Source organism: Streptomyces sp. NPDC054932 (assembly GCF_053610205.1).
Window position 1 is genome coordinate 33765 of the sequence record NZ_JBSGXU010000032.1, and the last position, 25279, is coordinate 59043.

25 protein-coding genes and 2 pseudogenes are annotated in these 25279 nt (G+C 72.9%); 17 read left to right on the forward strand and 10 right to left on the reverse strand.

Features of this window, described 5'->3' with window-relative positions:
* A complete protein-coding gene (locus ACWGE1_RS12070) occupies nt 1-1059 on the forward strand; it encodes a DUF2637 domain-containing protein (protein WP_453420399.1) in 1059 nt (352 codons plus the stop codon).
* Between the two features lie 42 nt (nt 1060-1101).
* Here ACWGE1_RS12070 and ACWGE1_RS12075 read toward each other — a convergent pair whose 3' ends face one another.
* From ACWGE1_RS12075 to ACWGE1_RS12090, 4 genes and pseudogenes are all read right to left on the reverse strand, one after another.
* Nucleotides 1102-1560 carry an ATP-binding protein gene (locus ACWGE1_RS12075; RefSeq protein ID WP_453420400.1) on the reverse strand — a complete coding sequence of 153 codons (459 nt, stop codon included), beginning with the start codon at nt 1558-1560 and terminating at the stop codon, nt 1102-1104.
* Between the two features lie 129 nt (nt 1561-1689).
* A pseudogene (locus ACWGE1_RS12080) lies at nt 1690-2442 on the reverse strand (thiamine pyrophosphate-dependent enzyme); the annotation flags it as partial.
* A 96-nt stretch (nt 2443-2538) separates the two neighbouring features.
* Nucleotides 2539-3921: a protein phosphatase 2C domain-containing protein gene (locus ACWGE1_RS12085; RefSeq protein WP_453420401.1), complete on the reverse strand. Its 1383-nt coding sequence runs from the start codon at nt 3919-3921 to the stop codon at nt 2539-2541.
* 102 nt (nt 3922-4023) lie between these two features.
* Complete coding sequence (locus ACWGE1_RS12090) at nt 4024-5790, reverse strand: hypothetical protein (protein ID WP_453420402.1); 1767 nt, start codon at nt 5788-5790, stop codon at nt 4024-4026.
* Nucleotides 5791-6192: 402 nt separating this feature from the next.
* On the opposite strand from ACWGE1_RS12090, the gene ACWGE1_RS12095 reads away from it, so the two are divergent.
* The 3 genes from ACWGE1_RS12095 (at nt 6193) to ACWGE1_RS12105 (ending at nt 8134) form a co-directional block, all read left to right on the forward strand.
* Complete coding sequence (locus ACWGE1_RS12095) at nt 6193-7170, forward strand: helix-turn-helix domain-containing protein (RefSeq protein ID WP_453420419.1); 978 nt, start codon at nt 6193-6195, stop codon at nt 7168-7170.
* A 24-nt stretch (nt 7171-7194) separates the two neighbouring features.
* Nucleotides 7195-7677, forward strand: a complete 483-nt coding sequence (locus ACWGE1_RS12100) for a DUF456 domain-containing protein (RefSeq protein ID WP_453420403.1) — start codon at nt 7195-7197, stop codon at nt 7675-7677.
* Between the two features lie 85 nt (nt 7678-7762).
* Entirely contained in the window at nt 7763-8134 is a 372-nt protein-coding gene (locus ACWGE1_RS12105; protein ID WP_453420404.1) for a PPOX class F420-dependent oxidoreductase, read from the forward strand.
* A gap of 141 nt (nt 8135-8275) precedes the next feature.
* Here ACWGE1_RS12105 and rsgA read toward each other — a convergent pair whose 3' ends face one another.
* From rsgA to ACWGE1_RS12125, 4 genes are all read right to left on the reverse strand, one after another.
* Entirely contained in the window at nt 8276-9391 is a 1116-nt protein-coding gene (rsgA, locus tag ACWGE1_RS12110; RefSeq protein WP_453420405.1) for a ribosome small subunit-dependent GTPase A, read from the reverse strand.
* A gap of 321 nt (nt 9392-9712) precedes the next feature.
* Nucleotides 9713-10243: a GNAT family N-acetyltransferase gene (locus ACWGE1_RS12115; protein WP_453420406.1), complete on the reverse strand. Its 531-nt coding sequence runs from the start codon at nt 10241-10243 to the stop codon at nt 9713-9715.
* A 68-nt stretch (nt 10244-10311) separates the two neighbouring features.
* Entirely contained in the window at nt 10312-10740 is a 429-nt protein-coding gene (locus ACWGE1_RS12120; RefSeq protein ID WP_453420407.1) for a hypothetical protein, read from the reverse strand.
* Nucleotides 10741-10829: 89 nt separating this feature from the next.
* Nucleotides 10830-11537, reverse strand: coding sequence for a helix-turn-helix transcriptional regulator (locus tag ACWGE1_RS12125; RefSeq protein ID WP_453420408.1), 708 nt, complete (start codon nt 11535-11537; stop codon nt 10830-10832).
* Between the two features lie 208 nt (nt 11538-11745).
* Here ACWGE1_RS12125 and ACWGE1_RS12130 point away from each other — a divergent pair, with 208 nt between their 5' ends.
* On the forward strand, nt 11746-12156 hold the full coding sequence (locus ACWGE1_RS12130) for a VOC family protein (RefSeq protein ID WP_453420409.1): 411 nt from the start codon (nt 11746-11748) through the stop codon (nt 12154-12156).
* Here the strand turns inward: ACWGE1_RS12130 and ACWGE1_RS12135 are convergent.
* On the reverse strand, nt 12078-12824 hold the full coding sequence (locus ACWGE1_RS12135) for a helix-turn-helix domain-containing protein (protein ID WP_453420410.1): 747 nt from the start codon (nt 12822-12824) through the stop codon (nt 12078-12080). The two genes, ACWGE1_RS12130 and ACWGE1_RS12135, sit on opposite strands and share 79 nt — an antisense overlap.
* Before the next feature lie 146 nt (nt 12825-12970).
* Here ACWGE1_RS12135 and ACWGE1_RS12140 point away from each other — a divergent pair, with 146 nt between their 5' ends.
* A complete protein-coding gene (locus ACWGE1_RS12140; RefSeq protein WP_453420411.1) occupies nt 12971-13804 on the forward strand; it encodes a class I SAM-dependent methyltransferase in 834 nt (277 codons plus the stop codon).
* A 38-nt stretch (nt 13805-13842) separates the two neighbouring features.
* Here ACWGE1_RS12140 and ACWGE1_RS12145 read toward each other — a convergent pair whose 3' ends face one another.
* Complete coding sequence (locus tag ACWGE1_RS12145) at nt 13843-14958, reverse strand: YihY/virulence factor BrkB family protein (protein ID WP_453420412.1); 1116 nt, start codon at nt 14956-14958, stop codon at nt 13843-13845.
* 17 nt (nt 14959-14975) lie between these two features.
* Here ACWGE1_RS12145 and ACWGE1_RS12150 point away from each other — a divergent pair, with 17 nt between their 5' ends.
* The 11 genes and pseudogenes from ACWGE1_RS12150 to ACWGE1_RS12200 form a co-directional block, all read left to right on the forward strand.
* The gene (locus tag ACWGE1_RS12150) at nt 14976-16619 is read left to right on the forward strand and encodes an acyl-CoA dehydrogenase family protein (RefSeq protein WP_453420413.1); all 1644 of its coding nucleotides are present in this window, start codon (nt 14976-14978) and stop codon (nt 16617-16619) included.
* 356 nt (nt 16620-16975) lie between these two features.
* Nucleotides 16976-18238 carry a GAF domain-containing protein gene (locus ACWGE1_RS12155; protein WP_453420420.1) on the forward strand — a complete coding sequence of 421 codons (1263 nt, stop codon included), beginning with the start codon at nt 16976-16978 and terminating at the stop codon, nt 18236-18238.
* A gap of 5 nt (nt 18239-18243) precedes the next feature.
* Nucleotides 18244-18807, forward strand: a complete 564-nt coding sequence (locus ACWGE1_RS12160) for a GNAT family N-acetyltransferase (RefSeq protein ID WP_453420414.1) — start codon at nt 18244-18246, stop codon at nt 18805-18807.
* Nucleotides 18808-19050: 243 nt separating this feature from the next.
* On the forward strand, nt 19051-19134 hold the full coding sequence (locus ACWGE1_RS12165; protein ID WP_312847410.1) for a putative leader peptide: 84 nt from the start codon (nt 19051-19053) through the stop codon (nt 19132-19134).
* A gap of 215 nt (nt 19135-19349) precedes the next feature.
* Nucleotides 19350-21056, forward strand: a complete 1707-nt coding sequence (locus tag ACWGE1_RS12170; RefSeq protein WP_453420415.1) for a nitrite/sulfite reductase — start codon at nt 19350-19352, stop codon at nt 21054-21056.
* Entirely contained in the window at nt 21053-21232 is a 180-nt protein-coding gene (locus ACWGE1_RS12175; RefSeq protein ID WP_030009617.1) for a hypothetical protein, read from the forward strand. The genes ACWGE1_RS12170 and ACWGE1_RS12175 overlap by 4 nt, the downstream gene beginning before the upstream one ends.
* Nucleotides 21229-21942, forward strand: a complete 714-nt coding sequence (locus ACWGE1_RS12180; protein WP_453420416.1) for a phosphoadenylyl-sulfate reductase — start codon at nt 21229-21231, stop codon at nt 21940-21942. Before ACWGE1_RS12175 ends, ACWGE1_RS12180 begins: the two co-directional genes overlap by 4 nt.
* Nucleotides 21943-21977: 35 nt before the next feature.
* The gene (cysC, locus tag ACWGE1_RS12185) at nt 21978-22523 is read left to right on the forward strand and encodes an adenylyl-sulfate kinase (protein ID WP_327265045.1); all 546 of its coding nucleotides are present in this window, start codon (nt 21978-21980) and stop codon (nt 22521-22523) included.
* Nucleotides 22520-23458 (forward strand): sulfate adenylyltransferase subunit CysD, encoded by a 939-nt coding sequence (cysD, locus tag ACWGE1_RS12190; protein WP_453420417.1) that lies wholly within the window; start codon nt 22520-22522, stop codon nt 23456-23458. The genes cysC and cysD overlap by 4 nt, the downstream gene beginning before the upstream one ends.
* A gap of 2 nt (nt 23459-23460) precedes the next feature.
* Nucleotides 23461-24801 carry a sulfate adenylyltransferase subunit 1 gene (locus ACWGE1_RS12195; protein ID WP_453420418.1) on the forward strand — a complete coding sequence of 447 codons (1341 nt, stop codon included), beginning with the start codon at nt 23461-23463 and terminating at the stop codon, nt 24799-24801.
* A gap of 215 nt (nt 24802-25016) precedes the next feature.
* Nucleotides 25017-25279 (forward strand): annotated as a pseudogene (locus ACWGE1_RS12200) (sulfate ABC transporter substrate-binding protein); the annotation flags it as partial.

Here is a 25279-nt window from a genome sequence, read left to right on the forward strand (position 1 = left end):
ATGAGACTGACCGACATATCGCTGGACTGGCTGCTGCCCGGCAGCCTGCTGATCCTGGGCGTACTTGCGGCAGTTGCGGTACTGGCCCGTGGCAAGCGCGAGAGCGAGAAGGCCGCGGCCGACGACAGCTGGGAGCGCAGCGAGGAACGACGGCGGCGCAAAGAGGCCGTCTACGGGACCGCTTCGTACGTCCTGCTCTTCTGCTGCGCGGCGGTCGCCGCCGCGCTCTCCTTCCACGGCCTGGTCGGCTTCGGCCGGCAGAACCTCAACCTCTCCGGGGGCTGGGAGTACCTGGTTCCCTTCGGCCTCGACGGCGCCGCCATGTTCTGCTCGGTGCTCGCCGTGCGCGAGGCCAGCCACGGCGACGCGGCCCTCGGCTCGCGCATGCTGGTCTGGCTGTTCGCGGGCGCGGCCGCCTGGTTCAACTGGGTGCACGCTCCGCGGGGCCTGGGCCACGACGGGGCCCCGCAGTTCTTCGCGGGGATGTCGCTCTCGGCGGCCGTGCTCTTCGACCGTGCCCTCAAGCAGACCCGCCGCGCGGCTCTGCGCGAACAGGGCCTGATCCCCCGGCCGTTGCCCCAGATCCGGATGGTCCGCTGGCTGCGGGCCCCCCGGGAGACCTTCGGCGCCTGGTCGCTCATGCTGCTGGAGGGGGTGCGCACCCTCGACGAGGCTGTGGACGAGGTGCGCGAGGACAAGAAGGAGAGGGAGCAGGACCGGCACCGCAGGCGCGACCAGAACCGGCTGGACCGGGCACGCATCAAGGCGCTGGGCCGGCAGAACCGGGCGTTCGGGCGGTCCCGCGGTCGCCAGGTCGAACTCCCGGAACTGACGCAGGGAGCGGGCTCCGCGCCGGTCGGCGCGGAGCCGGCCATACCGGAATCGGGACAGCTGCCCATGCGACTCCGGCCCTCCCTGCAGGCCGTGAACCGAACCGAATCCCTTGACGTGACCGGCACCCGGACGGTGGACCTCACCGCCGAGGACGACACCCAGACCATTCCCCGGCTGGACTCGCTGGAGCGGAAACTGAAGGACCTGGAGCAGCAGTTCGGCTGACCGAACCCATGCGTCCAGGCAGAACCCCGGAGGGCCCGACCGTCAGGCGGGCCCTCCGTCGTACGGCGCGTCGTGCCGTCCTTCGAGCTCGAACCACACCACCTTGCCGCTGCCCAGGGCCAGCGCGTCCACGCCCCAGTCGTCGGCGAGCGCCTGTACCAGCACGAGTCCCCGGCCGTGCGTACCGTCGTCGGCGGTCGGTACGTACGGCCGGGGCCGGCGTGCGGCGTAGTCCCGCACCTCCACCCGTAACCGTGTGGCGGCGAGACTCGCGTGCACCTCAGCGCCCCGGTCGGTGTGGACGAGGGCGTTGGTGACGAGCTCGGTGATCAGCAGTTCGGCCACCTCGGCGGCATCGCTCCGGCACCGGTGACGCATCAACTCCCGTAATGCCCGGCGGACTTCACCCACCGCCTTCAGGTCGGCCCGGCGTACGCTCCGGGTGATCCGCAGCGTGTCCACCGCTCCCCCGTCCCCGTCGGCGGACGGCTCGCGCGGCACCGGCCTCCCTCTCCCCCACAGCTTTCCGGTCTTCGCCCCCACCCGCACGGCGATGTCCCTCCCGTGTCCTTGCTCTCGAACAGGTCTACGGGATGCATGCCCCCCGGGCGGTTCCGCACTCCTGCGGGCTTACGGGCGGGGTGCGTTGCACAGGTTGGATCGAGCCATCCGGATCATGCGGTCCACCCCTCCGCCCGACACGATCTTGCTGGCGGACAGTGCAAATCCGGTCACCATTTCGGCGCTGATTTTTGGTGGAACCGACAGGGCGCCCGGGTCCGTCACCGCATCCACCGGATCGGGTCCCGGGTGCCGGGAGGCATCCTTCAAAGCGCCTGTGAGCTGCTCGGTCTTCTCCGCGTGGACGCCGTACGCGCCCGCCGCACGCGCGATGGCCGCGGACTCGGGGTTCTGGTTCACCGTCCCGCAGGACGGCAGGCCGGAAACCGGCATCTCCAACTCGACCGTTTCGAGAGATGAGTTGTTGAAGAGGACCACTTTGACGGGCAGGTCGTACTGCACCAGGGTGAGGAAATCTCCCATCGGCATCGAGAAACCACCATCGCCCGACATCGACACCACTTGACGTCCGCGATCGGTGAACTGTGCGCCGACGGCCCGGGGCAGGGCGTTGGCCATGGAGCCGTGGCTGAAGGAGCCGATGATGCGCCGCTCGCCGTTCGGGGAAAGATAGCGCGCCGCCCACACATTGCACATGCCGGTGTCCACGGCGCACACGGCATCCCCGTCGGGCGGGAAGGCGTCATACGGGAAGTCGGTGCCGAGCAGGATCAGCAGGTCGCACTCGCGGGTGGCCTCGTGGGCCGCGCCGTGGCCGAGCGGTCCGCTCATGCCGACGTCGTACGGGTTCTCGTACCGGAGCGGCCTGCCCACCACGCGCTCTCGCCCCGCAGCCACGCGCTGCGGGGCGCTCCCGCGCGAGCACGCTTCAACATCACAGTTGCACCGGGATACCGGTCACGCCTCCCAGACCGCGGCGGCCGTACGGTCGTCGGCGTACCCCTTGACGCGGATCTGGATGTCCGCGAGGAAGGCCGCGAGGCCCGGCGGCTCCTGCTCGGCCCAGCGGGCGGCGAGCTCCGCCGGAAGGGCGGCCTCCTCCCGCATCGGCTCCGCCAGGCCCCCCGAGCACAGGAGCAGGGTGTCCCCCGGCCGGGCCACGGCCGCGCGGAACCGGAAACCGCCCTCGGTGTCCTCGGCCGGCCCGGCGGGCTCCAGGTCCTGCCACTGCCCCGCGCGGAGCCGGAACAGCCCGCCCGCGCCCGCGCCGAAGCACACCCGGGTGCGGCACTGCGGGTCCACCGGGAGGAGCAGCCCGCGCAGTCCGGCGTGGTACGCCGTCTCCGCGAGCCCCAGCTCGGCGGCGCGGGCCCGCAGCCGCCCGTAGCCCCGGTCGGTGAGCCGCTGCAGGCCCGACCGCAGGGCGTCGCGGCGCCCGGCGCGGATGTCGTCGGACAGTCTGTCCTGGCTGCGTCCGACGGCGGCCGCGACCGTGCGGCACAGTTCGGCGGCGGCTTCGGCCGCCCCGGGGGCGGCCCGGTCCCCGCCCGCGAGGGCCACCAGGACCAGGGCGTCGTCGCCGCTGCCGAAGCGGGCGGTGAGCAGGAAGTCCCGGCGGGCCTCGCCCCGGTAGCGGGCGGAGTCCCCGCGCAGGGAGGCGGCGCGCAGGGTGTAGGTGCCGTAGCGCGCCCCCTCCAGGACGGTGTCCGGGGTCAGGCCGTCGAGGGCGGCCGGGTCGGCGGGCGGGAGCGCTCCCGGTTCGGCGGCGTAGGTGGGGGCGCGATCGCCCAGGTGGGACACCTCGGGCCGGGCGGCAGCCGGTCCGGCAGCCACCGGCTCGGGCCCGGGATCCGGCCCGGGTCCGGGCTCCGCCACCGGGGCGGGATCCGCTGCCGGGGCGGGTGGCGGGGCCGGATCGAACCAGGGCTCCGCGCGCGGCCCCTCCCAGTGCCGCACCGGCAGCTCCGGTCCCGGTAGCGGTGGTACGGCCACGCCCCCGAGGGCGTACCCGGTGGCTTCGCCCGCCCGGGGATCCCGCGGCGGCGGAAGGGTGGGCAGCGTCGGGGTCGGGACCGGCGGCGCGGGAGCCGGTGCCGCGTCCCCCTGCCGGGGGCCGGGCAGCAGCGGCTCCGGGGCGCGCAGGGGTTGCGGCGGGCCCGGATCCGGCGCGAGGCCCGGTGCCGGGCCCGGGCCCGGTGCCGGGTCCGGTGCCCGGTCCGTCGTCACGCCCGCCGCCGAGTGGAATCGGTTGTCCAGCGTGTCTCCCGGGTCGGGTTCCGGTCCCGCGTCCGGGCCCTCGTAGAGCTTCTGCCACCAGTCGTCCGCGCCCTGCTGACTCATGGCTTCATTCTCGGCCTCCCGGGGGGACGGAAAACGCCGAATGCACGAAAAGGGTCCACCGGACCGCCGTCCGGTGGACCCTTCCCGTTCTACCCGTACGGATCAGCGCACGTCGTACGCCCGCACGACCGTCTGGGTGACCGTGGCGCCCTTCGCGTCGGTCAGTTCGACCTTCAGCGACACGGACGCACCGGCGGCTCCGGCGTGGTCGACGACCGCGTTCCACCGGCCGCCGTGCTCGCCCACCCTGGCCGCCGTCCAGTTCTCGCCGTCGTAGGAGTACGACAGCTTCGCCGACTTCAGCGCGCCCGGCGCGTAGCCCGCGTGACCGGTGACACCCAGGCCGATGCTCTGGCCGTTCGCCGCCGCGACCGTCTTCATCCCGTCCAGCGGGGCCGCGTACCGCGGGAAGAGGACCGGCAGCCCTTGCGAGTACGCCGACGCGTCCGGCTTCGAGGTGAAGCCCCAGGTCGTCCGGACGGAGGTGGAACGCTGCCAGACCCGGGCGGGCGGGCCGATCTTCTCGATGGACTGGGTCAGTTCGTAGCGTCCTTCCCCGGCCGGGACCTCGAAGACGCCGAACGGGTACCAGCTGTCGCCGATCACCTCGCCGTCGCGCTTGAGCTGGAGCCCGCCGATGTCGCCGAAGGAGCCCGGCTGCGCGGCGTGGTTGCTGTCGCCCCACATGGCGGGGGCGAAGCCGATCAGGTTGCCCTGCCGCTCGGCGGCGAGGGTCTCCCGGCCCGCGGGGTCGCGCGGCGCGACCGGGCCGGTGATCCCGTCGTACCAAGTGGCGCTGGTCTGCTGCCCCTTGGTGTAGCTGCGCTGCTCGCCGACCATGAACTCGCCCCAGGGGAAGCTGCTGGAGAGCAGCTGGTCCCAGGCCGTGTCGCCGGCCGAGTGGTACTCGGTGCGCCGTCCGGGAGCCGCGACGGTCTCGATGCCGCCGAAGTGGACGGCGGTGCCGATGGGCCGGTGGGCGCCGGCCAGGTCGATGAAGTCGGCGGCCACGCCCATGGAGTTGTAGGTGGATTCCGTCCGGCCGAGGTCGCGGTCGCGCACCCGGTAGGTGTGGCCGCCCTTGACCTCTCCGGTCTCGGGGAGCGCGAGGGAGTAGACGTACGGGCTCTTCGCCGTCGCCTTCCAGGACAGGGTGACCTTGCCCGCGGCGAGCCTCGCCAGCAGCGCCTCGGCCTCGGCGGCCTCGATGGTCAGCGCCGGCAGGGCGCCGCCGGCGTAGCCGGTGAATCCGGTCCAGCGGCCGGGGGCCCCGCGGTGGGCGAGGACCGCCTCGGCGCCGGCGGCCCGCGCGTTCTTCGCGACCTCGTACAGGGAGCCGTCGACCGCCTTCACCAGGACGACCGCGCCCCTGGCGCCCGCCGCGGCGAGTTCCCCGGGAGTGCCGGAGCCGGCGTCCACCAGCGGCGCGCTGCCGGTTCCGTCGAGGTTGTCGCTGCCGGTGGAGGCGGTGATCGGGTGCAGCACCGGGCCGCCGACGGCCTTCAGCTCGGAGATCAGCGCCGCGGCCGCCCGCCAGTAGCTGCCGAACTCGAAGTCGCCGTCCTCGGCGCGGCCTTCGACGGAGGCGTAGAAGCCGCGGATGGTCCGGCCGCCCGCCGCCGTGCCCGCGTGCAGCCAGACGTCGTCCCAGGTGCGGGCGAAGCCGAGGGTGGTGTTGCGGGCCTCGACCGGCTTGTCGGCGGCGATCTCCAGACGCCCGGCCCGACGGGCGTCCAGGACGACCGTGGTGTCCTTCTTCAGCTCGACCTGGGGACGGCCGAGGTAGGTGAGGGAGTCGATCAGTCCGGCGCCCTGCCCTGCATCGGGGGTGGCGACGAAGGCGGAGAGGAAGTACGCGCCCGGGCGCACCCGGTAGACCTCCGGTCGCCGGTGACCAGGGTCACCGTGACGGGGGCGGTGGGCTGCTTTCCGGCCGCCTCGCTGCCGACGAGTGGTCTCCTCCCCGCCCCGGACGCTCCGTCGGCCGGCTGCGCCGCCGACGGGCCGACGGCCGTGACAGCCAAAACGGCCGCGGTGGTCGCCCCGAGTGCCGTACGCGATATCGGACGCATCGCTCTCCCCAGGTGAATTCCGGCCAACTCCTGCATTGCACGGCGAAACTGCCGCGTAAATGGCTTCTGGCCGGCGGATGTTGGTGCTGCGGTGGCGTCACCTTGGCAGAGTGGCGCCGGGTGCGGCGATGATGACCGCGGCGGGTTTGCGCCGTGGCCGCTTCCCGCCAGGCGCGTGTCGAAGGGGTGGGTGGACGGGTTGCTGGGTGCCATAGGCCTGGACGAGGGCCAGGAGTCGGCGTACCGCGCGCTGGTCGCGCTGGGAGCGGCGGAGGTACCCGACCTCGCGCACCGGCTGACCCTGCCGGTGCCGCACACCGAACGGGCCCTGCGCCATCTGGAGCGGCACGGGCTGGCGGCGCAGTCCTCGGCCCGGCCCGGGCGCTGGGTGGCGGCCCCGCCCGGAGTGGCCCTCGGGGCCCTGCTGACCCAGCAGCGGCACGAGCTGGAGCAGGCGGAACGGGCGGCGGCGCTGCTGGCGGAGGAGTACCGGGCGGAGGCGGCCGAGCCCGCGGTGCACGACCTCGTCGAGGTGGTGCAGGGCGCGAGCGCGGTGGCGCACCGCTTCCACCAGCTCCAGCTGGGCGCGGAGAAGGAGGTGTGCGCACTGGTCACCGGCCGCCCTCAGGTGGTGACGGGGACGGACAACGACGCCGAGGACCGGGCCTCCGTGCGCGGGGTCGACTACCGGGTGGTCATCGAGCGGGAGGTGCTGACCCTGCCGAGCGGGATCCGGGAGGCGTCGACGGCGCTGGCCCGGGGCGAGCAGGTCCGGGTGACGGCGGAGGTCCCCACGAAACTGGTGATCGCGGACCGGACGCTGGCGATGGTCCCGCTGACGGCCCGCGGGGCGGAGCCGGCGGCACTGGTGGTGCACGCCTCGGGGCTGCTGGAATCCCTGACCGGGCTGTTCGAGGCGGTGTGGCGGGAGTCGCTGCCGCTGCGGCTGGGGGCGTCCGGAACGGCGGAGGAGTCCGGGGGCAGCCCCGACGCCACGGATCTGGAGATCCTCTCGCTGCTCCTGGCGGGCATGACGGACGCGAGCGTGGCGAAGCACCTGGAGCTGGGGCTGCGGACGGTGCAGCGGCGGGTCAAGGGTCTGATGGAGCTGTCCGGGGTGACGACACGGCTGCAGCTGGGCTGGCACGCGTACGAGCGGGGCTGGGTGGCCCGATAGCCCCTGGTCGGTCAGGCTGAGCAGATGGATCTGCCTCAGCTGCTCCTGGTGGGGCTGGTGCTGCTGCTCGGGGTGGTCGGAGTGCTGATCCCGGGTGTACCGGGCACCTGGCTGGTGTGGGCGGGTCTGCTGTGGTGGGCGTTGCACGTGCGCTCGGCGCTGGCGTGGTCCGTGCTGGTCGCGGCGACCGCCCTGCTGCTGGTGGTCCAGGTGGTGAAGTGGCTGCTGCCGCCCCGGCACGTGCGGGGGCTGGGCATCACGACGCGGATGGTGGTGTTCGCGGGGGCCGGAGCGGTCCTGGGCTTCGTCCTGATCCCGGTGGTGGGGGCGGTACCGGGCTTCATCGGCGGCATCTACCTCTGCGAGCGGCTCCGCCTGGGGACGCACGGCGAGGCCCGGGCGTCGGTGCGGGCGGTGATGCGGTCGGTGGGGACGAGCGTGCTCGTGGAGCTGTTGGCGTGCCTGATGGTGGTGGGGGCGTGGGTGGGGGCTGCGGCGGCGGAGTAGGGGGCTCGCGGGCGGCGGAGTACGTCTCCCGGCGTAGGGCCGTGGCCCGATGTGGCGGGGTGCGGGGGCTGCGAGGCTGGCCGGTATGACGGACTTCAAGGGTTTCGGCGAGGCGGAGCTGGCCTATCTGCGCTCCCAGCACCTGGGCCGGCTGGCCACGGTGGACGCGGCCGGGCAGCCGCAGGCGAACCCGGTGGGCTTCTTCCCTCAGGAGGACGGGACGATCCTGGTGGGCGGGATGGCCATGGGCACCACGAAGAAGTGGCGCAACCTGCACGGGAACCCCCGGCTGTCCCTGGTCGTGGACGACCTGGTGAGCATCCGGCCGTGGCGGGTGCGCGGCATCGAGATCCGCGGCCGCGCCACGCTGGAGACGGGCCCGCACGAGCTGGGCCCCCACTTCGGCCCGGAGGTGATCCGGATCCATCCGGAGCGCGTCCACGCGTGGGGGCTCTGACCGCCGGCACTCCGGCCGCCGGCACATCCGGCCGCGAGCGCTCCGACGGCCCGCGCTCCGACCGCCCGTACGGCCGAGAGCCGGCAGGGCAGTTCGGGGGGCGGGGCGCGGCATCGGCCGCCCCCGCCCCCCGGACGCGCTTCAGACCCGGCCGCCCCGCTTCGCGGTGTAGTTGGCCCGGCCCTCCGCCGACTTCAGCCGCCAGTCGCGGCGGATCTCCGACCGCAGCCGGGCGTCCGTCTTGGCGACGATCCGCTGGTTCTCCCGCAGCAGCTTGCGGTAGCTCTCCAGGCGGCGCTCGCCGAGCTCGCCGGAGTCCACCGCGGCCGTCACCGCGCACCCCGGCTCCGCCTCGTGCGCGCAGTCGTGGAAGCGGCAGTGCTCCGCGTACTGCTCGATCTCCGAGAAGACCTGGCCGACCCCGGTCCCGGCGTCCCAGAGCCCGACGCCGCGCAGTCCGGGTGTGTCGATCAGGACGCCGCCGCCCGGCAGGGCGAGCAGGTTGCGCGTGGTGGTCGTGTGACGGCCCTTGCCGTCGACCTCGCGGGCCGCCTGGACCTCCATGACGTCGGCGCCGAGGAGCGCGTTGGCCAGGGTGGACTTGCCGGCGCCCGAGATGCCCAGCAGCACGCTGGTGCCGTCGCCGACGATCGCGGCCAGGACGTCCGTGCCCTCTCCGGTGACGGAGGAGACGGTCAGCACCTGGACGCCGGGCGCGGTGGCCTCCACGTCCTGGACCAGGTGCCCGAGGGTCGCCGCGTCCGGGACCAGGTCCGCCTTGGTCAGGACGACCAGCGGCTGCGCCCCCGATTCCCAGGCCAGGGCCAGGAAGCGCTCGATGCGCCCCAGGTCCAGCTCGACGGCGAGGGAGACGGCGATGATGGCGTGGTCGACGTTGGCGGCGAGGATCTGGCCCTCGGAGCGCTGCGAGGAGGTGGACCGTACGAAGGCGGTCCGGCGCGGCAGGTACGCCTTCACGTAGCGCGGATTGCCCGCGGCCTCGACGGCGGCCCAGTCACCCGTGCAGATGACCCGGAGCGGGTCGTGCGGGGTGACGAAGGCGGTGTCGGCGCGGACGATGCCGTCCGCGGTCATGACGTCGCACTGGCCGCGGTCGACGCGCACGACCCGGCCGGGCAGCAGGCCCTGCTCGGCGTACGGGGCGAACTCGGCCTCCCAGGCGTCGTCCCAGCCGAAGGGGGCGAGGGCGTGCGGGAGCGAGGTCTGCGGGAAGGACGGGAGGGAGGAGAAAGACAAGGGGAACCCTTCACAGGGTGGCCCCGGCCGCGCGCGCTCGCTCAGCGGCGGCGCGCGAAGAGGTGTGAGGTCAGCCGGAGACCACAGAAGTGACATTGATGGTCTTCTGAGTGCGGGCAGCGCCCTGCGCAATGACAGTCATCAACGAACTCACCTCCGGGTCCATGCACGTGCTGGTCGTCCCCCACCGGTCGGCGGGAACGGACCCACCGTAACAAGACCGCTCCCGCCGGGGCCACTTCTTTTTCGCCCGGCCTCCCCACGGCTTTCCCGCGGCCCTGCCACGGCCTGCCGACGCCTCCCCGCGGCGTGCCGCGGCCGTCAGCCGATCCGCCGGGCCAGCACCTGTCCCGGCCAGGAGTCGGACAGGAACGGGTCGGTGCGGGTGAAACCGTTGCGCTCGTAGAACGCGACGAGTTCACCACCGCCGCCCGCCCAGCAGTCGACCCGCAGCAGCCGGACGCCGGCCCGCCGGGTCTCCTCGGCGGCGTGGGCCAGCAGCGCCGCCCCGATGCCCAGACCGGCGTGGCGCCGGTCGGAGACGAGCAGCCGGACGTACCGCTCGGGCTCCCCCGCCGGTGCGATCGGCAGCTGCGGGCTGGGTCCGGAGTCGAGCACCAGGGCTCCGACGGGCGCGCCGTCCGACTCCGCGATGTAGGGGGTGTTCTCGGTCGTGTACCGCTCGACCCGGGCCACCCCGCCGGGCTTCTGCGAGTACGGGGTCGTGCCCCACTGTTCGGTGTTGCCGCGCGCGTTCATCCAGGCCACCGCGGCATCGAGCATGTCCAGGACGGCCGGCGCGTCGGCCGGGCCGCCCTGCCTGATCCGCAGGTCGTGTGTGGTGTCGTTCACCGTGGCAGCCTATTCAGTTGCCGTCGGGTGGCCGCGTCCGGATCGGGAGCGACGTCGAGGTGCGCCGGTCAGGCGGCGAAGCGGCGGTTTCCGGTGAGCGACCACACGGCGGAGATCCGGCCGTCCGTGACGGCGAACATGTCGATGCCGCTCTTGACGACGACCTCTCCGCCGGCGGCGTGGCTCTCGATCCACCGGCAGGCCATCTCGCCGCGCTCGGAGTCGACCAGTGGTGCGGCGTCGGCGGCGAACGTCAGCCCGGTGAGGGCGTGGCTGTTGGCCGAGATGAAGGCCGTCAGTTCGCCCTGGCCGAACGTCTTGGCGGAGCCGGTGCCGTCGAAGTCGTCCGCGAAGTGCAGCCGGAAGCCGGGGGCGAGGATCTGCTCGGCGAGGGCGACGTCTCCGTTCCAGAGCGCCGTCCAGCCCTCCACCAGCCGGGTGCCGGCTTCCCGGGTCAGCGGTGCGGAGTCGGTGATGGGGGTCGTCGTCACAGACATGGGTGCCTTCCGGGGTCGGTTCGTGGTCACCCAGCCTCCGGTCCGGGGGCGACACCCCCCTGTCGGTGTTTAGCCCTTCGGGCGGCGGCTCAAGCGAAACTGTAGAGCTCGTCGAGTGCGACGAAATCCCGTCCGAGGGTGTCCAGTTCGGACAGGTCCACCGGACGGGGCTCCGCCGTCTCCTCCAGTGCCCGCGCCTCGCGGATGCGGTCGAGGCGAAAGCCCCGTACGGCGGAGCGCAGCCTGCACCAGCCGATGAGGTACCAGTGGTCTCCCCCGAGGAAGCCCAGGGGTTCGACGGTGCGGTCGGTGACCTCGCCCTGCTCGCCGGCGTAGCTCAGGTGCAGCAGCCGGCGGGTCGAGAGCGCCTCGCGCAGGGTGTGCGGGAGGGCGGACGGCCGATCGGGGTCCACGGCGATCCGTACCCGGGCGGCGAGCTCGCGCGCGGCCTGGCGGTCGCGCTGCGGCATGACGGCGAACACCTTGTGCAGCGCCGAGCGGGCGTCCGCGGCGAACGGCGTCCCGGACAGTCCGTGCAGGGCGACGGCCAGGGCCGCCGCCTCGGCCGGGGTGATGGTCAGGGGCGGCAGGGTGTGGTCCTTGTCCACGACGTACCCGCCGCTGCGGCCCGGTTCGGCGTAGAGCGGCACACCGGACTGCTGCAGGGCGCTGAGGTCGCGCTCGACGGTGCGGGTGCTGACGCCGAAGCGCTCGGCGAGCCACCGGGCGCTGCGCGGCCGGGGCGAGACCGCACGTAACTCCTCCACCAGGGCGTACAGACGCTCGGTACGGTTCACAGCCAAGGACCGTAGCCGATGCCCCCGGGTCTGACGACGGAGAACGCGGCCCTGGATCCGTCCGGACACCCGGGCCGGGCAGGGCCGAACCCCGCCTCGGTGTCCGGGGTGCGGGTCGAGTGCGGTGCCGTCGGCCGCGATGCGGCCGGGGCGCGGCGGTGTCCGATTCGTTCAAGACGGCCGCCCGGTGTCCGCCTAGCCTGCTGCCATGACTCCTCGACTCGACATGATCGGCACGGTGGTCTCCGACATGGCCGCCTCGCTCGCCTTCTACCGCCGCCTCGGGCTGGACATCCCGGCCGAGGCCGACGGCCTGCCGCACGTGGAGGCCGTCCTGCCCGGGGGCCTGCGGATCGGGTGGGACACGGAGGACACCATCCGCTCCTTCGACCCGTCCTGGACCCCGCCCACCGGCGACGGACGCCGCGACCTGGCCTTCCTGTGCGACTCCCCCGCCGAGGTGGACGCGCTGTACGCCGAGCTGACCGCCGCCGGGCACACCGGCCATCTGAAGCCGTGGGACGCCTTCTGGGGCCAGCGCTACGCCGTCGTCCTCGACCCGGACGGCTGCGGGGTCTCGCTCTTCGCCCCGTCCGCCCCGGCGGATCCGGCGGCGTAGGCCCGCAGGGTCGTCCCGGCCAGCGCCCGCACCTCACGGGCCAGGTGCGCCTGGTCGGCGTACCCGGCGACGCAGGCGACCTCGGCGTACGGCAGGCCCGCGCGGGCCAGGGCCAGGGCGCGGCGCAGCCGCAGGATGCGGCCGAGCGTCCGGGGGCCGTACCCGAAGGCGTCGAGCGAGCGCCGGTGCAGCTGCCGCTCGCCGAGGCCGACGCCGCGGGCGATCTCGGCCACCGCCGCCCCCGCGCGGAGCCGGGCCACGACCTCGGCGGCCAGCGGGTCCGGGGGCGCGGCCCCGGCGGCGCGGGTGCGGGCCAGTGCCTCGAGTCCCGCGCGTGCGTCCCCGTACCCCTCGACCAGCCCGGTCAGCCGGCGCAGCTCGCGGGCGGGCCACAGCTCGGTCAGCTCGACGCGCCGGTCGCGCAGTACGTGCGCCGGTACGCCGAGCAGCGCGGGCGCGGTGCCGGGCGCGAGCCGGATCCCGGCGAAGGCGCCGCCCGGCACTTCCCCCGCCGGATGCGGTCCGGTGTCGGGCCCGGCCACCAGCAGCCGCCCGTCGGCCCACAGCAGGTCCATGCAGCCGTCGGGCAGCACCGTCCCGCCGCCGCCCGCGGTGGCCCGCCAGAGCACGGCTCCGGGGACGACCGCCGACGGAGCTTCCTCGTACACCCCTCCAGGGTAAGGACCGGTCCGTCTCTTTCGGATCAGGCCCGGCGCGCCTCGGTGGGGCGGGAGGGCGCCGGTGGAGGATCGGTGGGGCGGCGGCGCCGATGCGGGCCGCGTCCCCTTTCCCCGCCCCGTGAAGAGGTCCGGACGTGAATCTCCCCGACGACGACCCGCCGCCGCGTCCCGACGGTGCGGCCGGCGGCCACTACGGCGAGACGGTGTTCCGGCCGGAGCAGGCGGGCGAGGACGACCGCATCGACCTGGGGGCGCTCGCCTACGACGAGTTCACCCTGGCCCGGCTGCGCGCCCTGGGTGCCGGACCGGGGTGGCGCTGCCTGGACGTGGGCGCCGGGACGGGCACGGTCTCCCGGCTCCTCCTGGAGCGGGCCGGGGTCGCCGAGGTCCTCGCCGTCGACCGGGACACCGCCTTCCTCGGGGCGCACCCGGTGCCGGGGCTCACTGCGCTGGAGGCGGACATCACCGCCCTGGACTTCGGTCCGGGACAGTTCCGGCTGGTGCACGCCCGTTTCGTGCTCATGCACCTGCGGAACTGGCCGCGGATGATCCGCAAGCTCGCCTCCCTGGTCGCCCCGGGCGGTGTCCTGGTCCTCGGCGACGCGGTCGACCTGACGACCCCGGCCGCGCCCACGACCACGTACGGCCGGGTCATGCGGGCGATGTGGCAGGGACTGCGGGAGAGCCTGGGCACCGACGTGTCCTGGGTGCCGGACTATCCGGAGCACCTGCGGGAGGCCGGTCTGCTGTCCGTGGGGGCCGAGATCCATGTCCCCCCGCTGCTGCCCGGCAGCCCCATCAGCCGCTTCTGGGCCGACACGTGGGACCGTGCCCGCGAGCCGATGACGGCCACCGGGCTCGTCGACGACGCGGCGATCGACGCTGCGATCCGCTACCTGGAGTCACCGGACTGCGCTGCGCTCTCCCCCGGTCTGCTCACCGCCTGGGGGGTGAAGGGCCCGGCCTGACCGGGAAGGCACCCCCATGGGGTGTCCGGCCCGTGGGCTCAGTGCTTGCGCAGCCGGGAGTGGTAGTCCTCGGGCGGCAGGAACTTCGACCACCGCTCCGGGAACTCCGACGGCATCCCGTCGTCCTCGTCGTCCTCCGACTCGCCCTCCGCCATGGCCCGCCAGGCGGCGGCCCGCGCGATCAGCTGGGCGGCCTCCGCCTCGCGGGCCCGCTCGTTCGCCTCGCGGGCCGCCGCTGTGGCCACGGAGGGCCAGACGCGGTCGATCGCGGCGTTGACGGCGGCGCCCACCAGCACCGCGAAGGCCGAGATGCCGATCCAGAGCAGTACGGCCACGGGCGCGGCCAGCGATCCGTAGATCGTCGGCCCCTCCACCGTGTTGGTGAGGTAGATCCGCAGCAGGAACGAGCCCAGCACCCACATGGCGAGGGCCACCAGCGCCCCCGGCACGTCCTCGATCCACGGCGAGCGGACGGGGACGGACACGTGGTAGAGCGTCGTCAGGAAGGCGATGGACAGCAGGGTCACGGTGGGCCAGTACAGGACCGCGATCACTTCGGTGCCCCAGGGCACCAGCCGGACGACGGCGTCCGGTCCCACCACCATCAGCGGCAGCACGATCGCACCGATGAGCAGGGCGATGATGTAGAGCAGGAAGGCCAGCAGCCGGGTCTTGACGATGCCGCGCTGGCCGTCGAGCCCGTACATCACGGTGATGGTGTCGATGAAGACGTTCACGGCGCGCGATCCCGACCAGAGCGCGAAGGCGAAGCCGAGCGAGATCAGGTCGGGGCGGCCGCGACCGGTGACGTCGTCGAGCAGGGGCCGCGCGATGTCGTTGACGCCCCGGTCGGACAGGACCGTGCCGACCGCCGCCAGGATGTTCTCCTCGATGCTTTCCACCGTCCGGGTGTCCGTCCAGCCGTCCACGTAGCCGAGCAGACCCAGCAGGCCGAGGAAGAGCGGGGGCAGCGAGAGCAGCGTGAAGAACGCCGCCTCGGCCGCGAGACCGAGGATGCGGTACTCGATGCACGAGTTGACGGTGTCCTTCAGCAGCAGCCAGCCCATCTTCCGCTTCGAGACGTTGCGGTAGAGGGCGCGGGCCCGGTGGAGCCGTCCTGGGATCCGCTCGGGTGTTTCTTTTGCTGGCTGCACGTCCTTACGGTATCCGCATGGCAGCCACCACCCACACAGTCAGCAACCAGGCCCCGCCCCTGGTGGGCTACGACGTTTACGGCGGCGATCGGGCCCTCACCGAGGGCGTCGAGCGTCACCTCGCATCCGCTGATCCCGAACTCCTCGGCGAGGTAAGGCAGGAGCTCACGGACCTCGGGCGCGCGGCGGGTTCCGCGCAGGCCCAGGAATGGGGTGTGCAGTCGAACGAGAATCCGCCCAGGTTGCGGACCCACGATCGATACGGGAACCGGATCGACGAGGTGGACTTCCACCCGGCCTGGCACCGGCTGCTGGGGCACGCCGTGTCCTCCGGGCTCACCGACGCCTGGGGGCGTCCGGCCGGGCACCTGCGCCGCGCCGCCGGGTTCTTCATCTGGTCGCAGGCCGAGGCGGGGCACGGCTGCCCGATCTCGATGACGCACGCGGCGGTGCCGGCGCTGCGCGCCGATCCGTCGCTCGCCGCCGAGTGGGAGCCGCGGCTCACCTCGCACGTGTACGAGCAGGGGCTGCGGCCGGCCGCCGAGAAGGGCGGTGTGCTCTTCGGCATGGGGATGACGGAGAAGCAGGGCGGCAGCGACGTACGGGCGAACACGACGGCCGCGGTGCCGCTGGACGCGTCCGGCGAGTACCTGCTGACCGGGCACAAGTGGTTCTGCTCGGCGCCGATGAGCGACGGTTTCCTGGTGCTGGCGCAGGCTCCGGGCGGACTGACGTGCTTCCTGGTGCCGCGGGTGCTGCCGGACGGCACGCGCAACGTCTTCGCGATCCAGCGGCTGAAGGACAAGCTGGGCAACAAGTCGAACGCGTCGAGCGAGGTGGAGTTCGACGGGACCTGGGCGCGGCGGGTCGGTGAGGAGGGCCGCGGCGTGCGGACCATCATCGAGATGGTCGCGGCGACCCGGCTCGACTGCGTCATCGGGTCGGCCTCCCTGATGCGGCAGGCCCTGACGCAGGCGGTGCACCACGCGGAGCACCGCTCCGCTTTCGGAGCACCGCTCATCGACCAGCCCCTGATGCGCAACGTGCTCGCCGACCTCGCCCTGGAGTCGGAGGCCGCCACGACCCTGACCCTGCGCCTGGCAGCCGCCAACGACGCCGGGACCGAGCAGGAGAAGGCCTTCCTGCGCCTGGCCGTGCCCGCCGCCAAGTACTGGGTGACCAAGCGCTGTACGCCGATGGTGGCGGAGGCCCTGGAATGTCTGGGGGGCAACGGCTACGTAGAGGAGTCGGGGCTGCCGAGACTGCTGCGCGAATCCCCGCTCAACTCCATCTGGGAGGGCTCGGGCAACGTGCAGGCGCTGGACGTACTGCGCGCCCTCCAGCGGGAGCCGCAGGCGTTGAACGCCTTCCTCCAGGAGGTCGGCCTGGCCCGGGGCGCCGACCACCGGCTGGATTCGGCCATCAAGGACCTGCTGACGGATCTCGCCGATCTGGAGGGCATCGAGGCACGGGCCCGCCGCGTGGTCGAGCGGATGGCGCTGGTGCTCCAGGGATCGCTGCTGGTGCGGTGGGCCCCGCCGGAGGTCGCGGACGCCTTCTGCGCCTCGCGGCTGGGCGGCGACTGGGGCACGGCCTTCGGCACGCTGCCGCACAGCCTCGATCTGCGTGCGGTGGTGGAACGGGCGCGGATCGCGGGCTAGGAAGGGAGCCCCCGTCGGGCTCCGCTGCGGTCCCCAAACCGCTCCCGGCCGGGATCCGGGCCCATCACCGGTACAGGGGTGGCGCCGCGCCGACTCGGCACCACCCCTGATCCGAAGCCCCGAGGAGGAGCCGCACGCCGCTCTGCAGCGTGCGGACAGTTTCGGTCGGGCGACCGGGACTTGGCGAGAGTTGCATACCGTTGCAACCTTTGAGTCGGCAGCCGTCCGTCGGGGTGCCGGGGGAAGCGGCATGCGCGGACCGCCCGGACGGCTCGCGTCGTACGTCCTGTTCGCACGGGGAGGTTCCGGTGGCCGACACCACAGGCAGCACGGTCGATGTGGCACGCATCTCGGCCATGGACGCGCGGGCGGCGGCCCGTCTGCTCAAGGGCGTACGGGCGGCGGCGCTCGCCGGGGACCGACCGCCGACCGCACCCAGGCCGGAGATCGCGGAGTCCTGGCGCCGGATGCTGGCCGGCGGGGTGCACCCGGACCGGGACGCGCGCTCGCGGATGCTGTCGGCCGCCGAGACCGAGGAGCGGCGGCACGTGTCGCCGCTGCGGGAGGTCCTGCCGGTGCTGCGCGAGGGGCTGCTGCCCGCCCTGGACGAGGCCCTGCACATCATGGTCGTCGCGGACGCGGACGGGCGGCTGCTGTGGCGGGAGGGGCACTCCTCCATCCTGCGCAAGGCGGACCGGCTCGGCTTCGCGGTCGGGGCCGACTGGGACGAGGCCGTCGTCGGCACGAACGGGGTGGGCACCGCCCTGGTGGCCCGGCGCCCGGTGCAGGTGTTCTCGGCCGAGCACTTCGTCTCCAGCCACCACGACTGGACCTGCGCCGGGGCGCCCGTACGGGACCCGCGCGATGGACGGCTGCTGGGCGTGGTCGACGTCAGCGGGCCGCTGGCCACCATGCATCCGGCGACGCTGGCATGGGTGAGCTCGGTGGCCCGCCTCGCGGAGCGGGAGCTGCGCGTGCGCCACCTGGAGTCGCTGGAGCGGCTGCGGGCGGTGGCGGCGCCGCTGCTGGCCCGGCTGCCGGGGCGGGCACTGGCCGTGGACCCGAACGGCTGGACGGCGGCGGTGACGGGCCTGGCCCCGGCGGAGCGGATCCCGCTGCCGAAGACCTTCGGGCCGGGCCCGGTGTGGGTGCCGCGGCTCGGGGAGTGCGTGGTGGAGCCGCTGCCCGGCGGCTGGCTGCTGCGGGTCGCCCCGGACCGGGCGAGCACGGCGGCGACCCGGATCGTCCTGGACCTCAGCCGGGCGGGATTCTGGTCGGCGACGGTGTACGGGCCCTCCGGGAGCTGGTCGCAGGAGCTGAGCCCGCGCCACGCCGAGCTGCTGTTCCTGCTGGCGGAGAGCCCGCGCGGGCGCTCGGCGGCGGAGCTGTCCGCGGAGCTGTTCGGGGACCCGACACGCACGGTGACGGTCCGGGCCGAGCTGTCCCGCGTACGCCGCCACCTCGCGGGGGTCCTGGCCCACCGGCCGTACCGCTTCGCGGAGGACGTGGAGGTGGAACTGATCCGCCCGCAGGACCCGGCCGGCCTGCTCCCGCACTCCACCGCTCCCGCGGTGATCAGGGCCCGCCTGGGGCACGGGGGGCCCGGCGTGATTCCCTGAAGGGCATGAGCACCATCACCCTCACCACCTGGTCCCTGGAAATGACCTCGCCGTCGGACCTCGTCCCGGCGGCCGTTCCGGGCCCCGAGATCACGATCTCGCGGGCGGAGGTCCCCTCCCCCGAGTTCAGCCGCTTCCTCTACGCCTCGGTGGGCGGCGACATCCACTGGACGGACCGGCTGTCGCTGACCCGCGCGCAGTGGGTGGAGCAGCTGGACCGGCCGGGGGTGGAGACGTGGGTGGCGTACGACCGGGGCACGCCGGCCGGGTACGTGGAGCTCGACCCGCAGGACGACGGTGTGGTGGAGATCATGTACTTCGGTCTCCTCCCGGACTTCCGCGGCCGCCGCATCGGCGGGCACCTGCTGTCCGTCGGTGTGCGGCGGGCGTGGGACCTCGCGGAGCGCTGGCCGGACCGGGCGCCGACCCGGCGGGTCTGGGTGCACACCTGCAGCCAGGACGGCCCGACGGCGATGAGCAACTACGAGCGGCGCGGCTTCAAGGTCTTCAAGACGGAGACGGAGTCCAAGGAAGAGACCCCGACCCCCGGTCCGTGGCCCGGCGCGTAGCCCCTCCGGGGCCGGTCGGCCGGGCACGGCCGGAGCCCTGGGAGCCGGGTCCCCCGGCTCCTGGGGCTCCGCCCCGGACCCCGCAGCGGCGCCGCAGATGAGCGGGAGGGAGGCCCCCGCTCCGAGCCGCCCGGAAGCACAGACGGAGTGACCCCCGTCACGCCATCCCACAATGCGGGACGAGTTCGTCCGAATCGTGGACAGTAGTGGACTCCTCCAATCGGCACATGACACGCTTCCGCCATGAATGGAGCTGGGATTGCCTTGGTGAGTCGGCGGCACGTCGACCTCGGCCGCATGTCCAGCGCCATCTGTCCGGCGCGCTGACGGAACCAGCCACGCCGCACATCGCCGCCGTCCCCGCCGCCGCGGACGCGCCGATCACCCGCTAGCCCCCTGAAGGCCGAAGCACCGCCCTGCCCGCCGGCAACCCCGGCGCGGAGCGGGAATCAGCCGCACCCGCTCGGAGCCGCCGAGCCGCAGGGGAGCGCCGCCGCCTCCCCCTGCCCTTGCCTCGAGCCGCCGAAGAAGGACGTACCGCCATGGCCGCCACCCCCGAAACGCCTGCAGCCGCGCCCGCAGCCGCCGCGCGCCGCAAGACCGGCCGTCACCGCGGCGAGGGCCAGTGGGCCGTCGGACACCACACGCCCCTCAACGGCAACGAGCAGTTCAAGAAGGACGACGACGGTCTCAACGTGCGGACACGCATTGAGACGATCTACTCCAAGCGCGGCTTCGACTCGATCGACCCCAACGACCTGCGCGGCCGTATGCGCTGGTGGGGCCTCTACACCCAGCGCAAGCCCGGGATCGACGGCGGCAAGACCGCGATCCTGGAGCCGGAGGAGCTGGACGACGAGTACTTCATGCTGCGCGTCCGCATCGACGGCGGCCGGCTGACCACCGAGCAGCTCCGCGTGATCGGCGAGATCTCCGAGGAGTTCGCGCGCGGCACCGCCGACCTCACCGACCGCCAGAACGTGCAGTACCACTGGATCCGGATCGAGGACGTCCCCGAGATCTGGCGCCGGCTGGAGGCCGTGGGCCTGTCCACCACCGAGGCCTGCGGTGACACGCCCCGCGTCATCCTCGGTTCGCCGGTCGCCGGCATCGCCCTCGACGAGATCATCGACGGCACCCCCGCCATCGACGAGATCTACCGCCGCATCGTGGGCAACAAGGACTTCTCCAACCTGCCCCGCAAGTTCAAGTCCGCGATCTCCGGCTCGCCGCTGCTCGACGTGGCGCACGAGATCAACGACATCGCCTTCGTGGGCGTGAACCACCCCGAGCACGGTCCCGGCTTCGACGTCTGGGTCGGCGGCGGCCTGTCCACCAACCCCAAGCTCGGTGTGCGCCTGGGCACCTGGGTCTCGCTCGACGAGGTCCCGGACGTCTACGAGGGCGTCATCTCGATCTTCCGCGACTACGGCTACCGCCGGCTGCGCACCCGCGCCCGCCTGAAGTTCCTCGTCGCCGACTGGGGCCCGGCCAAGTTCCGCCAGGTCCTGGAGGACGAGTACCTGCAGCGCAAGCTGACCGACGGCCCCGCTCCCGAGCAGCCGACCGGCCAGTGGCGCGACCACGTGGGCGTCCACCAGCAGCAGGACGGCAAGTTCTACGTCGGCTTCGCGCCCCGCGTGGGCCGCGTCGACGGCGCCACCCTGACCAAGATCGCGGACATCGCCGAGCAGCACGGTTCCGGCCGCCTGCGCACCACCGCCGAGCAGAAGATGATCGTGCTCGACATCGAGGCCGACCGGGTCGACTCGGTCGTCGAGGCGCTGGAGGCGCTGGACCTGCGGGTCAAGCCGTCCCCCTTCCGCCGCGGCACGATGGCCTGCACCGGCATCGAGTTCTGCAAGCTGGCGATCGTCGAGACGAAGGCGCGCGGCGCCTCGCTGATCGACGAGCTGGAGCGCCGCCTGCCGGACTTCGCCGAGCCGCTCACCATCAACATCAACGGCTGCCCGAACGCCTGCGCCCGTATCCAGGTGGCGGACATCGGTCTCAAGGGGCAGCTGGTCCTGGACGACGACGGCAACCAGGTGGAGGGCTACCAGGTCCACCTGGGCGGCGCCCTCGGCCTGGAGGCCGGCTTCGGCCGCAAGGTCCGCGGCCTCAAGGTCACCTCGGCCGGTCTGCCCGACTACGTCGAGCGGGTCGTCAAGAGCTACGAGGAGCAGCGCGAGGACGGCGAGCGCTTCGCGGCGTGGGTCGCCCGGGCGGACGAGAAGAGCCTCTCGTGAGCGAGCGCGCCGCACCGTTCTACTGCCCGTACTGCGGCGACGAGGACCTGTTTCCCAACGAGACGGGCCACGGCGCGTGGGAATGCAGGGCCTGCAACCGGGCCTTCCAGCTGAAGTACCTCGGGCTGCTGGCCCGGGGGGTCCAGTCGGATTCAGCGGGAGGGGACGGGATATGACCACCGATCAAGACGTGCGTCTCACGGCGGAGGAGCTCAAGGAACTGGCCGAGCAGGCGGGCCGGGACCTGGAGGACGCCTCCGCGCCGGACATCCTGCGCTGGGCGGCCGACACCTTCGGCAAGCGGTTCGCCGTGACCTCCTCCATGGAGGACGCGGTCGTCGCCCACCTCGCCTCGCAGGTCTTCCCCGGGGTGGACGTGGTCTTCCTCGACACGGGCTACCACTTCGAGGAGACCATCGGCACCCGTGACGCGGTCGAGGCGGTGATGGACGTCAACGTCATCACCCTGACCCCGCGTCAGAGCGTCGCCGAGCAGGACGCGGAGTACGGCCCGAAGCTCCACGACCGGGACCCGGACCTCTGCTGCGCGCTGCGCAAGGTCAAGCCGCTGGAAGAGGGCCTGACCGCCTACGCCGCATGGGCGACGGGCCTGCGCCGCGACGAGTCCCCGACCCGGGCGAACACCCCGGTGGTCGGCTGGGACGAGAAGCGGCAGAAGGTCAAGGTCTCCCCGATCGCACGGTGGACCCAGGACGACGTGGACGCGTACGTCGCCGAGCACGGCGTACTCACCAACCCGCTGCTGATGGACGGCTACGCCTCCGTCGGCTGCGCCCCCTGCACCCGGCGCGTCGCCGAGGGCGAGGACGCGCGGGCCGGCCGCTGGGCCGGGCGCGGCAAGACCGAGTGCGGACTGCACGGCTGATGACGACCAGCGAAGAACTTACGGAGACAGAGCAGATGAGCGTGAGCGACCAGGGCGCCACCGTGTGGCTGACCGGGCTGCCGAGCGCGGGCAAGACCACCATCGCCTACGCGCTGGCCGAGCGGCTGCGCGCCGAGGGCCACCGCGTGGAGGTGCTCGACGGGGACGAGATCCGCGAGTTCCTCTCCGCCGGCCTGGGTTTCACCCGCGAGGACCGGCACACCAACGTGCAGCGGATCGGCTTCGTCGCCGAACTCCTCGCGAGCAACGGTGTCAAGGCGCTGGTGCCGGTGATCGCACCGTTCGCGGACAGCCGTGAGGCCGTCCGCAAGCGGCACGGCGCCGAGGGCACCTCGTACCTGGAGGTCCACGTGGCCACCCCGGTCGAGGTCTGCTCGGAGCGCGACGTGAAGGGCCTGTACGCCAAGCAGGCGGCGGGCGAGATCTCCGGTCTGACCGGGGTCGACGACCCTTACGAGGCCCCGGAGTCACCGGACCTGCGTATCGAGTCGCACACGCAGACCGTGCAGGAGTCGGCCTCGGCCCTGCACGCGCTGCTCACCGAGAGGGGTCTGGCATGACGACGACCGTCGCACACGTCCACGACGAGACCGACGCGCCCTACGCGCTGTCACACCTCGACGCCCTCGAGTCCGAGGCCGTGCACATCTTCCGTGAGGTGGCGGGCGAGTTCGAGAAGCCGGTGATCCTCTTCTCCGGCGGCAAGGACTCCATCGTCATGCTGCACCTGGCGCTCAAGGCGTTCGCGCCGGCGCCGGTGCCGTTCACGCTGCTGCACGTCGACACGGGCCACAACTTCCCCGAGGTGCTGGAGTACCGCGACCGCACGGTCGCCCGGCACGGCCTGCGCCTGCACGTGGCCTCCGTCCAGGAGTACATCGACGCCGGCAAGCTGCGCGAGCGCCCCGACGGCACCCGCAACCCGCTCCAGACCGTTCCGCTGACGGAGGCGATCCAGCGGCTGAAGTTCGACGCCGTGTTCGGCGGCGGCCGCCGGGACGAGGAGAAGGCCCGCGCCAAGGAGCGCGTCTTCTCCCTGCGCGACGAGTTCTCCCAGTGGGACCCGCGCCGCCAGCGCCCCGAGCTGTGGCAGCTCTACAACGGCCGCCACGCACCCGGCGAGCACGTGCGCGTCTTCCCGCTCTCCAACTGGACCGAGCTGGACGTCTGGCAGTACATCGCCCGCGAGGGCATCGAGCTGCCGGAGATCTACTTCGCCCACGAGCGCGAGGTGTTCCTGCGCAACGGCATGTGGCTGACGGCCGGCGAGTGGGGCGGCCCGAAGGAGGGCGAGACGCCCGAGACGCGTCTCATCCGCTACCGCACCGTCGGCGACATGTCCTGCACCGGCGCGGTGGACTCCGACGCCACCACGCTGGACGCCGTGATCGCCGAGATCGCCGTCTCCCGGCTCACCGAGCGGGGCGCGACCCGCGCCGACGACAAGATGTCCGAGGCCGCGATGGAAGACCGCAAGCGCGAAGGGTACTTCTAGAAATGACCTCCACCACAGAGCAGTTCGCCGATCTGGCGGCGACCACGCTGCTGCGCTTCGCGACCGCCGGTTCCGTCGACGACGGCAAGTCCACCCTGGTGGGCCGGCTGCTGCACGACTCCAAGTCGGTCCTGACCGACCAGATGGAGCACGTCGAGGCGGTCTCCCAGGCCCGCGGCCAGGAGGCTCCCGACCTCGCGCTGCTCACCGACGGCCTGCGGGCCGAGCGGGAGCAGGGCATCACCATCGACGTCGCGTACCGCTACTTCGCCACCGCGCGCCGCCGGTTCATCCTCGCGGACACCCCGGGGCACGTGCAGTACACCCGCAACATGGTCACCGGCGCCTCCACCGCCGACCTGGCCGTGGTCCTGGTCGACGCCCGCAACGGCGTGATCGAGCAGACCCGCCGGCACGCGGCCGTCGCGGCCCTGCTGCGCGTCCCGCACGTGGTCCTGGCCGTCAACAAGATGGACCTGGTGGGCTACGAGGAGTCGGTCTTCGCGGCGATCGCCGAGGAGTTCACCGCGTACGCCTCGGACCTGGGCGTCCCGGAGATCACCGCGATCCCGATCTCGGCCCTGGCCGGGGACAACGTGGTGGAACCGTCCGCCAACATGGACTGGTACGGCGGCCCGACGGTGCTGGAGCACCTGGAGACCGTCCCGGTCAGCCACGACCTCACGGCCTGCCCGGCACGTTTCCCGGTGCAGTACGTGATCCGTCCGCAGTCCGCCGAGCACCCCGACTACCGCGGCTACGCGGGCCAGATCGCCTCCGGCGTGCTGCGCGTCGGCGAGGCCGTGACCGTGCTGCCCTCGGGCCGCACCAGCGTGATCGCGGGCATCGACGCGCTCGGTGAGAGCGTCGACATCGCCTGGGCCCCGCAGTCGGTGACGGTGCGTCTGACGGACGACATCGACATCTCGCGCGGCGACCTGATCGCGCCGTCCGCGAACGCCCCGGCCACCACGCAGGATGTCGAGGCGACGGTCTGCCACGTGGCGGACCAGCCGCTGGCCGTCGGCGCCCGGGTGCTGATCAAGCACACGACGCGCACGGTCAAGGCGATCGTCAAGGAGATCCCCTCGCGGCTGACCCTGGACGACCTGTCCCAGCACCCGAACCCCGGGCAGCTGGTGGCCAACGACATCGGCCGCGTGGTCGTCCGTACCGCCGAGCCCCTCGCGCTCGACGCGTACGCCGACTCGCGCCGCACCGGATCCTTCCTGCTCATCGACCCTGCCGACGGCACCACCCTGGCGGCGGGCATGGCGGGCGAGTCCTTCGCCTCCAAGGCCGAGACAAACGTCCAGGCCGACGAGGAAGGTTGGGACTTCTAACTTATGATTTCCGACATCTATTCGACCTTCGCGAAGGAGGGCGGCCGCGTGGGCAGCGGTGCTCTCGGCAGCGGCCAGGGAGGGGTTGCGCGATGTGCGCGATGACGTACGCGCACCGCATGCGCGCCCGCACCCCCCACCAGCCGTACCCGCCACTGCTCCGCAAACGAAGACGTGCGTCATGAGATGACGCCGTCACGAGAGGAAGTCCTCCCGTGCCTGCCACCGCCAGCACCCGCACCGCCCTCCGCCGCGGCATCGTCGCCGCTGCCGCTCTGCCGCTCCTGATCGGTGCGCTCGCTTCCTGCGGCTACGGTTCCCAGGCGAAGAAGGAAGACGCCAAGACCAACGTCGCGGCCACCGACGGCAAGAAGCTGTCGGCCGCCGAGGTCCGCATCGGGTACTTCCCGAACCTGACGCACGCCACCGCGCTGGTCGGCATCCAGGAAGGCCTGATCGAGAAGGAACTGAACGGCAC